Origin of the sequence: Streptomyces sp. NPDC056580, assembly GCF_042793175.1 — a bacterium.
Classification (GTDB): domain Bacteria; phylum Actinomycetota; class Actinomycetes; order Streptomycetales; family Streptomycetaceae; genus Streptomyces.
On sequence record NZ_JBHTVE010000006.1, the window covers coordinates 201,407 to 216,075 of the forward strand.

A 14,669-nucleotide genomic window follows, 5' to 3' on the forward strand; every position below is an offset into this window, starting at 1 on the left:
GGGCCGTTCGGGTGACATAGCTGTCGGATGCGGGGTCGGTGGGGCGACCCGCCGGACAGCACACCTAGGTCGGCGTAGCGACTTTGGCCGGGAGTTTCAATGACCGAGTCAAGGCTGCGGCCGCCCTCCACTCGTGAGGGCGGCGCCTCGTCCCGGAGGTCGTCTGTGCCTCAGCCGACGAAAGCCAGCCACGACGGCGGGCGCGCCGACCGATCGGGTGCGCGTGTGTCTAGCTGCAGCCCTGACGGCCTCAGCCACGCTGCTGGTTTCGGGGCCTCGGGGTTACAGCATGGTCAGAGGCACGTGGCAGCGTGTCCAGTGGACGCTCCAGTCGCCGTCGAGCGGGGTGTAGCCGGCCTCCCGCACCCGTTCCGTCGCCTGTTCCAGGTGGCTCCGCAGTTCGTCGAGACTGCCGCTGCCCAGCTTCTGGCTGCCAGCGTCCAGTTCCAGCTGGAGGTACATGACGTGGTCCTCTCCCCGGTGCTCCGCACTGAACTCAACGGTGTAGAAGCCGTTGCTGCCCTGGCTGTAGATGGACACATAGTGCTGCGTGATCTCGTCTGGATCGAAGCCGTACTCTTCGAACACTTCAAGGGTTTCGTACGGCGGGTCCGTGACGTCGCAGGAGCTGCACCACCACTGGATCTGCCACGGACCGTCCGGGGCCCACCCCTCCTTTTCCAGCCTCGCCTGGGCGAGTTCGGTGAGGGTGGTGAGCGTTTCGAACCAGTCTCTTTCGATGCCCGCGGTGATGTCGCCGCCCAGGTGATGGGCCGACTCCGTCCCCGTTCCTTCGGCGAAGTCGTCCACGACCGTCAGAACGCAGCCGGTGTCCTCCTGGTACTCCACCTTCGCGTACCGCCGCTTGTCCGCGTCTCCCCGGTGAATGCCGGGCATGCCGGCCCCCGTTCGGGCCTCTGTTCCGTCGGCCTCCTCGCCTTCCGCAGACACCGGGTCCGGGTTCCGGGGCCCGACGGGTGCGTGCCGGTGAGGATTGAGGCAGACCGACTCCAACCGGGCCTTTCCGATACGGCTGCTGATCAGCGATCCGGGAACATGCTCCCCCTGACTGACAGCACGTACCTGAAGGGGTCGGTCCTCGCCGCGGTAGAAGGCGATGTCGAATCCGCTGTCGAGCCACTCGTCGAAGATCTCGTCAGTTCCAGGCCGACCGGAGCCGCTCGCCTCAGCCGTGCAGAACAGCGCCCGGGCAGCGTCGAGGCCGGTGGTCACCAGTCCCGCGCGGTCCGGCTCTGCGACTGCGGACATGGCGGGTCCGGGCGTCGGCTCAGGCTTCTGGGCCTGTCGCCCCGTCGGCACTGCGGGGATCGCGTCGGAAACGGGCACGGGCGGTCAACCCTCCGGAGTCGATGGACCCCGGTAGTGCACACCCGCACCCCGGTGATCTGCGGTTTCCCAACGCACCGCGCGCTGGGCTGGTCGTCCTCCGGGGCATCCGCGGCAAACGGGATGTCGTCCAGCAAGCCGGGGCTTGACGCTGGAACTCGTGACCGGGCGCGAAGCTAACACCCGTCTGGATCTTGCACAATGTGATCCACAACGCTTTACCCCTTGAGCGGTGGTGTGGCAACATTCCGCTCGGTCACGACGCCGATCGCGCCGAAGACTGGCTCCCACAGCCGTGTGGGACCGAGCACCGATCTCCCTGCCGGTGGGTAAGGGGGTCCTTCGTTCACAGGAGGCCCTCATGCAGGTCACTGACGCTGCGACCACACCCCAGAACTGGGAACTCTTCCGGCGGACGGTCGTCGATATCCGATTCCCGGACCGGACGGTACGGGTCGAACCGTGTCCGCAGGGCATGGCCCAGGATCCTTTCCCTGAACTCCTGGGACCTGTCGGCACCGCCGCCCTCCACGTCGTCACGTCGTGCGACCTCCACGGCCGTCCCACCCTCGCCGAAGACAACGCCCGCACCCAGGCCCGGCTCCTCGACGAGCTCGACCGGCGAGGGCTGGCGCCCGCTGCGGGAGGCGATGCGCACGGCACCCACATCCAGCAGAGCGTCGCGATCGCCGGCCTGAACGACTCGACGGCGCGTGAACCGGGGCGGTGCTCCGGCCAGGACGCGGTCTTCGCCTGGACCCCCGGCGCCCGGTCTCTGCTGTCCTGCGACGGCGGCGCAACGGACATAGGCGCCGTCCTCGTGCGTGACGCTATTGGGGCCATCCCCGCGGGTGCGGGGAGCAAGCGAAGGGCGCCTGGAGGGGCTCCCGCAGCTCCTACAGCACCGCCGCCCGCCGGGCCAGAGACAGCGCCGGTCAGTCCGCCCGTCTGAGCAGCGGCCGGCCATCGGAGGACAGCGCACGTCCATCGCTGCGTGATGCATACGCACCCCCTGCGTGCGGGCCGTCCGACTCGACATCCGAGTCCGGCGACCCGTGGCGTACCCCCGAGAAGCAACCACCTCGAGCCAGAAGGAACCCCATGGCCACGAACCGACAGATGAGCCGCGCCGACTACGAAACCATCTCCGCGGCCATCGCTGAATCCGACGACCAGGACTTCGACGCCCGCCGACACATCGCCTTCAACCTCGCCGCCGCCCTCACCGGGACCTCGGACCGCTTCGACCCCGTGCTCTGGCTGACCCAGTGCGAGGTCGGGCCAGTCTCCCCGGCCGACGTGGCGGGCTGGACGAAGCGCCTGGAACTACGCGTGCTCTCCATCGGCAGGCGGCGCCGCAACAGCCTCAACATGGGCTACACCGATACGGAGCAGTACATCGACGCCGACGACAACCCCCTGGATCTGGAGCACAAGTAGGGACCATCCCCCCGGGCGGGGAGCAGAGGTCGCCGCCCGTCTCCCTCAGCTCTTGCCGCGGGGGCCCGTTGTGACGCATGTCGGATCAATTGTTCGATGGCCCGGCGGAGGCCGCGCTGGAGGGCGTCCTCTATCCGCTGTTCGGCGAGATCTGGCGTGTCACGTCCTTGATCACCTTCTCCGACGCGAGAGCGGCCGCGCTGAGTACGGAGAAAACACGCCACGGGCGTCGTCCCCTTCGCTTAGGGCGGCGCCCGACGGGCCTCCTGAACGACTCGTCGGCCCCAGTTATTGCCAGACCGGGCCTCGCGTCTGCCTCCGACCGACAACCTGGCTGGTCGCCCGCGGCTCGCGGACCGTAGCGGTACGAAATTCGACCGCTTGGCGACGTTAGTGGCAAGCACACGCCTCCACGGCATCGGCCGAGGAGCCATCACACAGACTTGAGGAGTGCTGCTGTGGTCCCGCCCTCGCGATGCCCGCACTGCGCCGCATCACTCGAAACCGAACTACCGGCGGGTGTCGGGGCCTCGCCTGAGTCCCGGCGGCATCCGGTGACCAGCCGGGTCTTGCACGTCATCGTCCACGAGGTGTGCCCCGAGCCGTCGCTGTACGCCTGCCCCGACTGCGGGGGCCGCTGGCCGCGTGGAAGGCCTGCCTCGGCCGATCCTCTGCGCAGGCGTGTCCTGCCCTATCTGCGGGTGCGGAAGAGGAGCGCCGTACGCATCCGTCCATCCCGCCAGACGACGCCCCACAAGGAGAAAGAGAACCCCGTGCCCCTCGAAGACACCATCGGCTCCTCGTACGCCCGTGTCTAGCGCAACGGGAGCTCTGGCACCTACTCGATCGTGGTGATCTCGGAGCAGCCCGGCAACGCCGACACCCTTGAGGCGCTCAACCTGCCGGACCTGCCTTCCGGCAGTGTCCCTGGAGCAGACCCGGAGATCGACGACTTTGTCTGCGACGCCGCCGAGGAGGTGCTCCTGGACGCCTCCTATGAACTCACCTCAAACTGGCGAGCCGAAAACGGCTGCTACCTCGTCGGCGTCGCCATCCCCGACCGGGTCTTCGAGGAGCAGGATGAGCGACTCAGGGCGGCGGCCGCGGCCGTTGAGGGCCTGAAGTCGCTCGATCGGACCGAGGTCGAAACCCTGTTCGAAACGGCCGAAATCACTCCCGACGGGGACCTCGGCTCGACCTACGAACTCGAAGAATGGCTGGAGAAGGAGGTCAACGTGGCCTTCTACCGGACCATGCACGGCCGCCTGCTAGCACGCCCCGTCGACCGCTTCGAGCGGCCCAGCACCAAGCTCTTCAGCGCCCGCTTCAGATCGGCGACGCTGGTGTCGGTGTTCCCCAACCCCCGCCCGGTGCAGGCCGTCGTCGATCAGCCGCAGGGCGACTTCGATGAATCGGACGACGCCTTCGAAGACGAGGACGGACGAGCCTCGCAGCGAGCCGATGGAAACGGGGACAAGGATGCCATCCTGCCGCTGAACGCGAACGCGGATGTCTCCTGGCCACCCGTACAGCGCCTCAACCCCCGCAGAGCACGGCAGTTCCTCCTGGCAACCGTGTACGACAGGGACCCCGCGGAACTGCGTCGGTACGACCAGTTGCTCGTACGAGGACATGCCCTCGCCTTCTACGCGGGTGCCGGCCCGGACCCCCGCGAACTGATCATCCGGCACTACGGCGGTCCCCGGCCAAGGGTCCTTCCCGTCCAACCGCCGCAGACCTTGGGGGAGGGTGACGACGCTTACAGGCTCGTGGCCATCTACGAAGGCCCCGCCCTCTTCCGGAAGGGCTGGCGGCATGCCGTCTCCACCATGCCGCTCGAGTCGTTCCTGACGGTCTGTGTGTCACCAGTAGACGGCGAGGAGGCGGAATATGCGCTCTGCGTACGAGACGGGGCCCTTCAACTGCTGAAGGACCAGGGGCCGGCTCAGGACGCGGTGACCGTGCTGGGCACCTACGAGCCAGGGAGCGACCCGATGGCCCTCGCCCTCGCCGCGGTCCCGGACCTTCTTGCCTTCCCGCCCACGGCCACCGTCGACATCTCGACCTCCGCCCCGCACACCGTGGCCGACGCCATCCGCTTCACCGCCAGCCCCGCAAAGAACACTTGGGAGGAGCTGTACGGAGAGGACTGGGACGACTACGAGTGCGCGAACGAGGACTTCATCCGCCGACACGACGACCTGATACCGCTGCGCCTCGACGTCAACGGCACACCGCACCTTGCCGCCACGGTCGACGGTGACTGGGTGGTGATCCCCGCGGACGACGAGGAGATCCAGCTGAACCGTAGCTTCCTCGAGGTGCTCTACGACTTCGAGGGCGGCGGCATCTCCAGCGGCCAAGGAAACCAGAGCATAGGAGAGGTACGACCGGGCCTCAACGCATACTGGGAGGACTTCTCCGAGGAGAACTGGGACAGGGATCTCACGTTGGCGAGGGGAGACCTGGTCAATTTCGCCGTCGAACAGGCGGGCAGCTCCCGGTTCGTAGCCAACATCGTCCACGCACTGATCGGTGGCCTCGATGAAACTCCCGAGACCGCTTTCGAGAGGGATCTCGAAAACTACGAGCACGTCACGGTATTCGCCGGCTTCGAACCAGACGACGGGGAAGGCCTGACGTTCTTCCGTGCACTTGGTGACCGCTACGGTGACGAGTCGGCGGTCCGCAGGCGCATCGACGAGTACCTCGCCGAGGTCGCACGGCCGGACAACGGCCGTCTGAAGGGCTGACCATGCCATCCGAGAGGCCCGCTACCGGGTCTATTCGCAGTGCGCCGGGCTTCAGCCCGGTGGTGAAGCGAATCTTTAGCCTGTTCTGACCTCGGATCCGCACTGGTCACCTCGGCCGTCAGAGTGGCCGGTTCTGCTGCTCGATACACTGCTTCATGATGCTGAGCGGCGCACCGCCGACCGACCCGGTGAAGTACGAGCCGGACCATAGGGGTTGCGCCTGCCAGTACGTATCGTGACCCGCGTGCATCTTCGGTACAGCTTCCGCTTGTACCCGAACACTGCTCAGCGCACGGCGTTGCCGAGGGCGTTCGGGTGTGCGCGGGTGGTCTACAACGACGCTCTCAGGGCCCGGGAGACCGCTCGCAGCGAGGGGCTGCCGTTCCCACTCATACGCGCTGGACTTGTCGGTGGCGGGACCTGACCTTCCCGGTCGGCGCGCGGCAGGCACCGTCAAGGCCAGCCGGCGAGTCGGAGTGGACCGCGCCGCGGCCGAACCGGGCCGACGAACCAGCCTGAGCAGCCCGACCAGCTCCACCTCTTCGGCCTTCGAGACCTGGTTGTGGTCTTGAAGGCCGACGTCGTCGTGTGGGGTGCAAGTGGATGTCGTTGCGGCCCACGGGCCTGGGGAGGTCCCGGCGGAGACGGTGCCGGTGGCGCGGCAGCGCTCCTGAGGGGAAGCCTGGCGCTCCGGCTGCTGGGCGAGTTGGGCCGCTGTTCCGCGACGAGGAGTTCACGCATCCCTTCCCCGCGCGCGGTCGGCCTGCCTGGTCGCCTGCCGGGCCGGCGCTGGTGCCGGTGCCGCGGTTCGTGGAGGGGCTGACCGATTCGGTGACCGGCGCGACGCCGTGGTGAACTGCTGAGATCCCCGGCCGTGGTCCGGTCCACCCCCGTCCGGCAGACCCGGCCCGGTCTCTTGCGCCATTTCCCGATGTTCGATGGGTGTTCGATGGGCATGTGTTCTAACCTCCTGGCGATCCGTAATGGGGCGATGACCGCGTCGGCGAGGCGGTCGGCTGTGGCGTGTGCGATGCCCGGCCGACTGGCCTTTGCCCGCGTTGCAGAGGTGCTGTGCGTCATCCGAGCAGTCAGCGCGCCATGAGAACGGCCTTGATGTGAAGGCGACACCTGCCCATGAGCGAGCACGGAAACAACCCCAGCGGAGCGATGAGGCGAAGAACCGTCCTGCGTGGTGGTGGCGGCCTGCTCGCCACGGCCGCGGCGGGCCTGCTCCCGGGGTGCTCCGGGTCCGGCGGCGACGACTCGGGAGCCAGGCCCCCGAAGAAGGGCGGCGTCCTGCGCGTCGGCTGTACCGGCGGCAGCGCCAAGGACACCCTCGACCCTCACAATCCCGTCATCTGGCCCGACCACGCACGGGCGGTGAACCTGTTCGAGCGGCTGTTCGTCCATGACGAGAGATACCGCGTCAAGCCCCTGCTCGCGGACGCGATGGAACCGTCCAAGGATGGCAGGGTCTGGACGCTGAGGCTCCGTTCCGGGGTGGAGTTCCACAACGGCAAGACCCTGGACGCCGACGACGTCATCGCCTCCCTGCGCCGGATCGCGAACCCCAAGGCGCCCGCCGCCGGGGCCAGCAGCCTCGCCGTGGTCGACGTCGCGGACCTCAAGCGGATCGACTCCCTGACCGTGCGGATCCCGCTGAAGACTCCGTACGCCCTGCTGGAGGATCTGCTCGCGCAGACCGTCATGGCTGTCGTCCCGGCGGACTTCGACCTCAGGAAACCCATCGGCACCGGCCCGTTCGTCTACAAGTCCTTCACTCCCGGGGACGAGAGCGTCTTCACCAGGTTCGACAACTACTGGCGTCGCCCGGCCCATGTCGACCAACTGCACATCATCGACTTCCCCGACGACACGGCCAGGGTCAACGCGCTGCTCAGCCGGGAGATCGACGCCATGGACAACCTGCCGCTCGAGCAGATGGAGCTGGTCGAGGCCCAGGGCTGCAAGGTCCTGATCTCGGAGCCCGGGGCCTGGACCCCGCTGACCATGCGCCTGGATACCGGCCCCTTCGACGACGAGCGGGTCCGCCAGGCGATGCGGCTGATCGTCGACCGGCCGCAGATGGTCCGCCAGGTGCTCAGAGGACAGGGACGCATCGGCAACGACCTCTACGCACCCTTCGATCCGGCGTACAACCACGATCTGCCGCAGCGCGTCCAGGACCTCGACAAGGCCAGATTTTTGTTGAAAGCCGCCGGGCACGAGGGGCTCAACGTGGAGCTGGTCACCTCCAACGGCATCGGCATCGGCGCGGTCGAGACCGCGCAGCTCTTCGCCCAGCAGGCCAGGGGCGCCGGGGTGACGGTGCGGGTCCGCAAGACCGACTCCGCGACCTTCTACGGCGACAAGTACCTGAGCTGGCCGTTCGCCATGGACTACTGGTTCACGCGGAACTACCTGGCGCAGGTGGAACAGGGATCGATCAAGGGCGCCCCTTACAACGAAACGCACTGGAGGGACCCGGAGTTCGTCTCTCTCGTCAACCAGGCCCGCGGCCAGTTCGACGAGGGCAAGCGCAACGAACTGCTCAAGGCGGCCCAGAAGATCGAGTACGAGCGCGGCGGCTACATCGTCTGGGGCTTCAAGAACCAGGTCGACGCGTACGCGGCCGGGGTCCGCGGACTGGTCCCGACCCGCAGCCACCCCTTGTCCGACTACCGGTTCCGCGACTTCTCCGTCGACGGCTGAGGGCCGAAGCCGTGCACGGGCGCCGCTCGGCAGGGCAAAGACTGCCGCCCGAGCGCCGTGCTCGAAGGCCCGGTCCCGGACCTGCCGGTACGCCCATCGTCACCGTTCTCTCTGCACGACGCTTGAACCCCACGGGCAGAAAGGCTGTAGTCTCCGCCCGTTCGGACAAGCGATACAGATCAGCACGGCAACTCACCCAGGCAACAGAGCAGCTTGCCCGTACGACATCGTTCCGGAGGCTTGGTGTCCCCGCACAAGGTGGAAGCAGCGGAACAGGCACGTCGGGGAGCGCGGGTTCGGCGAAGGGCCGACGTGTTTCTCGACCGCTGGCCGTTCCAGCGCAAGCTCAATGTGCTGGTGATCATCCCCGCCGCTGTGGTCGCCGCTATCCTCGCCTACGTCATCGCGGGCCAGGTCGCACAGGCGCAGTCAGCGGCGCGGGCCGCGGCCCTCGTCCGCAGCAGCGAGCAGGTCGCCTCCCTCGTCGACGACCTGCAGAGGGAGCATCAGCAGGCGATTCTGCTGTCGGTGCGCTACCAGGCCGCGGAGCCCGGTGGGCCCGCGCCGTCGCCGCGGGAGTACCGCCGGGCCCAGTGGGCCGTCGACCGCCAGGTCGCCGAGGTCCGCTCTGCGTTCGGATCCCGCCTTCCCGCGGCGGAGACCAGGGCTTTGCGGGGCGTCGCCGGGCTGACCGGGCTGCGCAAGACGGTCGAAGGCGCCTACCTCCCGGCCGACAGCATCGACCCGGCCTATGGCTCCATGGTGTCCAACCTCATCGACGGGCTTGGCCTCGGCGGATCCGCGGGCGGTGCGGTGTCGTCGCCCGAGAACGTCCTGGACACGCTGCTGCGCGCGGACGCCGCGCATGCCGCGTTCGAGACCGGTGTCTTCTCCGCCCAGACCGGCGACTCCAGCGCGCTCACGGAATTCACCGGCGCGGTGGGCAGCCTCCAGCTCTACAACCACCACGCTCAGCGCTTCAGCCGGATCGCCTCGGTGGCCCAGAGCGGCCGGCTGGCCCGGATCGAGCGCAACGCGCACCAGAACGCCATCCGGTCCGAGTTCGCGACCCTCCAGTTCGATCCCTCCTCCCTGGAGGCCAGGGACCTCGACGAGGTGCGGGCGGCCGTCGACAAGGCCATCGCGGCGTATCCGACGTACGAGAAGCAGGCGTCCACCCGGCTGGAGATCACCCGGTCACTGATCCACCAGATCGCGGACGACGGCGACCGGGCCTCTTCCGAGGCCTGGTGGCGAGTGGGGTGGCTGCTGACCGCGGTGGTGCTGATCTTCGCCTTCTGGCTGCTGCTCTCCCTCCTGGTCCGGCACTCCGTCGTGCGGCCCGTGCGGATGCTGACCGCCGCGGCCCAGCAGGTGGCCAGGGCGACCGGGCAGGAGCTCGCGCGGGTGGCGGACGACGAGGCCGAGGACGACGGCCGGCTCAGGCTGAACGCAGTCCCGGTGCGGGCACGCGACGAGATCGGCACGCTGGCGGAGGCGTTCAACGAGGTACAGGAGGCGGCCGCCGCCCTGCTGCAGCGCCAGGTGCTCAGCCGGCGCAATGTGGCGGAGATGTTCGGCAACGTCGGGCGGCGCGTCGGCAACCTGACCGCGCGCCAGCTGGCGCTGATCGATGCGGTCGAGCGTGAGGAGACCGACCCCGCGCTGCTCGACCAGCTCTACCACATCGACCACCTGGCGGTGCGCCTGCAGCGCAATGCCGACAGTCTGATGCTGCTCGCCGGGCTGGCGGAGACCGCTCTCGAGGCCCGGCCGACGGCGCTGACCAACGTCGTACGGGGCGCGCTCGCCCAGATCGAGGAGTACCAGCGGATCCACCTGCGTGTGCTGGACGAGGTCACCGTCGCGCCCGACATCGTCGGCGATCTGACCCTGATGCTCGCCGAGCTGATGGAGAACGCGGTGGCGTTCTCCCCTGCCGAGAGCCCCGTCGAGGTGCGGGTGCGCTCCCAGGGCGAGGCGGCGGTGGTCGAGGTCGTCGACCACGGGCTCGGCATGAGCGCCGAGCGTCTGAAAGAGGAGAACGAGCGGCTGGTGCGCCGCGAGCGGCTCGACCTTGTCCCCACCAAGGTCCTCGGGCTCTTCGTGGTCGGCCGGATCGCCCGGCGCTGGGGCATCAGGGTCACGTTGACCGCGACGATGGGCGGTGGGGTCACGAGCAGGGTCTTCATCCCCTCGACGCTGCTCATGCCGTTGAGCCACGTGCCCACGGTGTTCGCGGGCGAGGACTTTTCCTCGTCGGTCCTCCCCACCCGGAGTCGGCCCGTGACGGCCGCCAAGCCCCCAGCGCTCACCGGGCCTGCCGTCACATCCGCCGTTCCCCAGCAGCATCCCCAGCCCTCGCGGCGAACCCCCGCGGATGGCGCACCGCGGGACAGCACCGGGAAGGAGCCCGCACCGTTGCCGCGACGTGTCCCGCGGACCGCGCACACGGCCGGTCCGCCCCCCGAAACCCGGTCCGCGAACACCGCCGAAAGGGCCGCAGGGCAGGCGCAGGAACACCCGGATAGCGAGGCACTTACCCCGGCACCGGCCGCGCCGCCGCTACGGCGCCGCGTGCGCGGCGCCACGCTCGAGAACGCCGCGGCGGCACGCCGGCCGACGCCGACGTCGCGCCGGCCGCTCGACGCGGAGGCGGTCCGCTCCTCGATCGAAGAGTTCGAGGAGGCGGTGGCCCGGGCCGAGCGCGAGAGCGCGCAGCCGGGACAACGGCCGACTCGGATGCCGGCATCACCAGAATCCCCGGAGGGACCGGAAGGAGTGGGGCAGTGACCACGTCGACAGGTGGAACTCAATTCAACCCAGTGGAGCCCGTTGACCTGCGTGCCGCCGCAGAGGACTTCACCTGGCTGCTCAACCGATTCGCGACGGAGACCGCGGGCGTGGTGGATGCCATCGCCGTCTCCTCCGACGGTCTGCTGATAGCGGTCTCGCGGCTGTGCGACCACGCGGACTCCGAGCGTCTCGCGGCGATCGTCTCGGGAATCACCAGCCTGGCCGCCGGTGCTTCGGGCAACTACGGCCTCGGCGCTCTCAACAAGGTGATCATTGATCTGGAAGGAGGCCATCTCCTCGTCTCCGCGATCGGCAGCGGATCCGTGCTCGGCGTCGTCACCTCGAACGAGGCGAAGCTGGGGAACGTCGCCTACGAGATGACCCTGTTCGCCAACCGAGTGGGCGCGGCCCTCAGCCCCGAGCTGGTCCTCGAGCTCAAGAACAGCGTCGGTTCCCCGGCCACCGGGTGAACCGTCCGCCACCACATGCAGCAGGAAGGAAAGACCCAGAATGGCGTCCGAGGGTGGTCAGCACCACCCGGGCTCCGGCGGTTCGGGATCCGCCGGCCGCCCTTCGGCGATCCGGCCGTTCCTGCTGACCGCGGGAAGGGTCGCGGGCAGCGACGCGGTAGCGCCGCTCCCCATCGAGACCCAGGTCGTGACCACCTCGTTGGGCTTGGCCACCCTCGAAACCCTGGCCTTCGAACACCGCGACATCGTCGCCGTATGCCGGCGACCGCAGTCGCTGGCCGAGGTCGCCGCGAAGCTGCACCTGCATCTGAACGTCGTCCGTGTGCTCGCGGCCGACCTGCGCGCCCATGCGCTCCTCGCCGTATACGTGCCCAGTGCCGATGCCTCCCGCGACGTCTCCGTTCTGCAAAGGGTGATCGATGGTCTCCGCGGCGTCGCCGAATCCGAAGGGATACACCGTGACAGCCAACGGGATTGACGCACCGTGCGTCCCACACGAGACCGAACGGCCGCCCCTTCCCGTGAAGATGGTGATCGCGGGCGGGTTCGGCGTCGGCAAGACCACGACGGTGGCGTCAGTCTCGGAGATCGAACCGCTCACCACCGAGGCGTCGATCACCGAGGTCGCGGCGGGCGTGGACGATCTCAGCCACACCCCTCACAAGACCGCCACCACGGTCGCCATGGACTTCGGCTGCATCACCCTCGATCCGACCCTGAAGCTGTACCTGTTCGGGACGCCCGGCCAGGAGCGTTTCGGCTTCATGTGGGACTACCTGGTGGAGGGCGCCCTGGGCGGATTGGTGATCGTCGACACCCGCCGCCTCGACGACTGCTTCGCCGCGGTCGACTACTTCGAGCACCGGGACATCCCGTTCGCGGTGGCCGTCAACGCCTTTGACGGCGAGGTCGCGCACGAGCTTGACGAGGTGCGCTGGGCGCTGGACGTCAGCGACCACGTCCCGCTGTTCGTCTTCGACGCCCGAGAACGGGGCTCGGTGCTCGACGCACTGCTGGTGGTACTCAACCATGCGCTGAAGCGGGCGGAGGCGTAGGCGGTACACGCCCGTCCGCAGGGGGTCGGCGGCGGCGACGGTGACGGCCGTCTCCACCGCGGCACGTGCTGGCCTGCCCGCTACGCCCGCCGCACCCAGCGGCGACCGCGTCGTACGGCGCCGTAGCCGCCGTACGGAGACCACCACGACCACCACTTCGGCGCGGATAGCGGGCGTGGTGCGCCACAGGATCGTCCGCCGCCAGGGCCTGCACCGCGCGTCCGGAACCGGCGGGGACACGTGGCACAGGCCGCCATGTGCAGTCCGCGGCGGGGAGGCCACGCCTCGCCGCCCTGTGCAGAAGAAGCCTTTCGGGAACGGGGGCAGCGCCTGCGGTGACAGGTCCTGCAGGGCCGGCCAGTGACCGTCGGCGGCCCCGGCACGGGCACCGTGCCGGTGGTGCTGAAAAATGTGGGATCACCATCGCCGCTTCTCACGGGCGATCCTGCCCTCGTCCGAGCCAGTTGCTGGCGCGTTATCGCTAGCGGCTTCCGCCATGCCGTTATAGCGTTGTGATCAGCAGTCGTGGTTCCGAAGTTCCGTTCGCCCGTGATCGCCATCACGGGCGTTCTTGCTGTTCAGCGCCTCTCCGGACCAGGGCGATCACCTCCCGTGCGTGCAGGGTGCACGCACGGTTTCCCTCGAAGGAGACAGTCATGGCCAAGGGCACTGTGAAGTGGTTCAACAGCGAGAAGGGCTTCGGCTTCATCGAGCAGGAGGGTGGCGGCCCCGACGTCTTCGCCCACTACTCCAACATCGCCGCCCAGGGTTTCCGTGAGCTGCAGGAGGGCCAGAAGGTCGAGTTCGACGTCACGCAGGGCCAGAAGGGCCCGCAGGCGGAGAACATCCGCCCCGTCTGATCGCGCGCCTCGGTAAGGCCCGGCATCCCGGTTTCGGGACGCCGGGCCTGACTGTTCGGCGGAGTGGTCAGCGGGCGGGATCCGATCGGCCTCTCGGGTGGGTCCCCATGAGCCACTGTGGACGGCCAACCGGGCTTTATTCCGGAGTCGGTTTCGAACTACTCCGGCGAGCAGCCGTCACCGCTGCGCCGAGCTTTTGAGCTTGCCTGCAAGAAAGCTGATCTGTCAGTGGCTACGTTGGCGCACGAGTTGGCCTGGACGCCCAAGCACGTCTGAGAACTACTCGACGTCCAGGAACAGCGCCCCGTTCTACGCGTCGTGCAGTAGCGGCTCAGTCACGGTCCGAACTGGCCCGTCGCATCCCCGGCGGGCGAGTGGTCACCATCCCGGTCGGACACCTGATCCACAACGCAGCGCCGGAGGCGTTCACGGAGGTGGTTTTGGCGTTCCTCCTGGCGGGGGTAGATTTCCGTCCCGCCCGCTGACCGTGAGGCGGCGAGTGTGACCCATAAGTGGGCCCATGCGGCCTCGTCTCATCCTGCCTTCACCGGCATCTCCGGTGCACATCTCGGCGGTTTGGTCGCACTGCCCGGCGAGGACACCGCCACACAGATCGTCGCCGACCTGGCCACTCAGATCCTGGCCCTGGAGGACCGACTCAAGAGCATCGACCGGCAGATCCGGATGCCTTCCGCACCCACCCACAGGTCGAGATCATCGAGTCACTGCCCGGCATGGGACCCACCCTCGGAGCCGAATCCGTCGTCGCCGCAGGCGACATGACCGCCTATGCCGACGCCGGCGACCTCGCCTCAGCCGCCGGACTGGTCTGACATAGACGGTCTATCTGGCCAGATAACCCGCGGGCCCCGGCAGTCCCGTTCGGGGGGCCGGGGCCCGCGGGATGGGACCTGCATGAATACCGCCACTCCGGCGGTCGACGCCGCGCCGCCCAGTTCGCTGTAGCGGGCCAGGTAGGCGGGACTGGCGTCCTCTCTGAACTGGGCCGCTATGGCTGCGGCCACCGACGGGTCGAAGACGGCGCAAGCACCGCGCACAGGAACGCACCGTCGGAAAACAAGGCCAACCGGACCTCACGGCAACCACCACAAGTGGCAGAGCTGGATAAACCACAAGCTTAGCCGTGGGCGACCTCTGCCCAAGTGGCTGGCGGGCCTCACTTCGTCTCCGCGATGACGTTCCGTTCTCCCCAGCCGACGGCCGCGGCCGGCCGCC

General features: G+C 68.5%; 10 protein-coding genes, 3 pseudogenes and 1 riboswitch. Of the genes and pseudogenes, 12 read left to right on the forward strand and 1 reads right to left on the reverse strand.

The features are described 5' to 3' along the window. Window positions 1–282 precede the first annotated feature (282 nt). Window positions 283–1,347: a hypothetical protein gene (locus ACFQ9Z_RS14700; RefSeq protein ID WP_383016337.1), complete on the reverse strand. Its 1,065-nt coding sequence runs from the start codon at window positions 1,345–1,347 to the stop codon at window positions 283–285. Window positions 1,348–1,403: 56 nt separating this feature from the next. Then, window positions 1,404–1,513, reverse strand: a riboswitch (SAM riboswitch). A gap of 309 nt (window positions 1,514–1,822) precedes the next feature. On the opposite strand from ACFQ9Z_RS14700, the gene ACFQ9Z_RS14705 reads away from it, so the two are divergent. From ACFQ9Z_RS14705 to ACFQ9Z_RS14760, 12 genes and pseudogenes are all read left to right on the forward strand, one after another. After that, on the forward strand, window positions 1,823–2,299 hold the full coding sequence (locus tag ACFQ9Z_RS14705) for a DUF3293 domain-containing protein (protein ID WP_383017157.1): 477 nt from the start codon (window positions 1,823–1,825) through the stop codon (window positions 2,297–2,299). Between the two features lie 149 nt (window positions 2,300–2,448). Then, window positions 2,449–2,787 (forward strand): hypothetical protein, encoded by a 339-nt coding sequence (locus ACFQ9Z_RS14710; protein WP_383016340.1) that lies wholly within the window; start codon window positions 2,449–2,451, stop codon window positions 2,785–2,787. A gap of 848 nt (window positions 2,788–3,635) precedes the next feature. Continuing rightward, complete coding sequence (locus tag ACFQ9Z_RS14715; RefSeq protein WP_383016343.1) at window positions 3,636–5,540, forward strand: hypothetical protein; 1,905 nt, start codon at window positions 3,636–3,638, stop codon at window positions 5,538–5,540. 244 nt (window positions 5,541–5,784) lie between these two features. Further along, window positions 5,785–5,925 (forward strand): annotated as a pseudogene (locus ACFQ9Z_RS14720) (helix-turn-helix domain-containing protein); the annotation flags it as partial. A 214-nt stretch (window positions 5,926–6,139) separates the two neighbouring features. Then, a pseudogene (locus ACFQ9Z_RS14725) lies at window positions 6,140–6,368 on the forward strand (IS5/IS1182 family transposase); the annotation flags it as partial. Window positions 6,369–6,674: 306 nt separating this feature from the next. Next, complete coding sequence (locus tag ACFQ9Z_RS14730) at window positions 6,675–8,252, forward strand: ABC transporter substrate-binding protein (protein WP_383016346.1); 1,578 nt, start codon at window positions 6,675–6,677, stop codon at window positions 8,250–8,252. Window positions 8,253–8,564: 312 nt separating this feature from the next. Further along, window positions 8,565–11,045: an ATP-binding protein gene (locus ACFQ9Z_RS14735; RefSeq protein WP_383016349.1), complete on the forward strand. Its 2,481-nt coding sequence runs from the start codon at window positions 8,565–8,567 to the stop codon at window positions 11,043–11,045. Further along, window positions 11,042–11,518: a roadblock/LC7 domain-containing protein gene (locus ACFQ9Z_RS14740; RefSeq protein WP_055495024.1), complete on the forward strand. Its 477-nt coding sequence runs from the start codon at window positions 11,042–11,044 to the stop codon at window positions 11,516–11,518. Before ACFQ9Z_RS14735 ends, ACFQ9Z_RS14740 begins: the two co-directional genes overlap by 4 nt. 40 nt (window positions 11,519–11,558) lie before the next feature. Next, window positions 11,559–11,996 carry a DUF742 domain-containing protein gene (locus tag ACFQ9Z_RS14745; RefSeq protein ID WP_366912249.1) on the forward strand — a complete coding sequence of 146 codons (438 nt, stop codon included), beginning with the start codon at window positions 11,559–11,561 and terminating at the stop codon, window positions 11,994–11,996. Continuing rightward, window positions 11,938–12,573: an ATP/GTP-binding protein gene (locus tag ACFQ9Z_RS14750; RefSeq protein ID WP_383016354.1), complete on the forward strand. Its 636-nt coding sequence runs from the start codon at window positions 11,938–11,940 to the stop codon at window positions 12,571–12,573. Before ACFQ9Z_RS14745 ends, ACFQ9Z_RS14750 begins: the two co-directional genes overlap by 59 nt. 656 nt (window positions 12,574–13,229) lie before the next feature. Next, window positions 13,230–13,433, forward strand: coding sequence for a cold-shock protein (locus ACFQ9Z_RS14755; protein ID WP_020120296.1), 204 nt, complete (start codon window positions 13,230–13,232; stop codon window positions 13,431–13,433). Between the two features lie 579 nt (window positions 13,434–14,012). Continuing rightward, window positions 14,013–14,263: pseudogene (locus ACFQ9Z_RS14760) on the forward strand (transposase); the annotation flags it as partial. Window positions 14,264–14,669 lie beyond the last annotated feature (406 nt).

Excerpts from the sequence above, each read along its gene's own strand:
- ACFQ9Z_RS14730 (WP_383016346.1), top strand. The coding sequence starts at position 6,675 with ATGAGCGAGCACGGAAACAACCCCAGCGGAGCGATGAGGCGAAGAACC.
- ACFQ9Z_RS14705 (WP_383017157.1), top strand. The coding sequence starts at position 1,823 with ATGGCCCAGGATCCTTTCCCTGAACTCCTGGGACCTGTCGGCACCGCC.
- ACFQ9Z_RS14745 (WP_366912249.1), top strand. The coding sequence starts at position 11,559 with ATGGCGTCCGAGGGTGGTCAGCACCACCCGGGCTCCGGCGGTTCGGGA.
- ACFQ9Z_RS14755 (WP_020120296.1), top strand. The coding sequence starts at position 13,230 with ATGGCCAAGGGCACTGTGAAGTGGTTCAACAGCGAGAAGGGCTTCGGC.
- ACFQ9Z_RS14750 (WP_383016354.1), top strand. The coding sequence starts at position 11,938 with ATGGTCTCCGCGGCGTCGCCGAATCCGAAGGGATACACCGTGACAGCC.
- ACFQ9Z_RS14710 (WP_383016340.1), top strand. The coding sequence starts at position 2,449 with ATGGCCACGAACCGACAGATGAGCCGCGCCGACTACGAAACCATCTCC.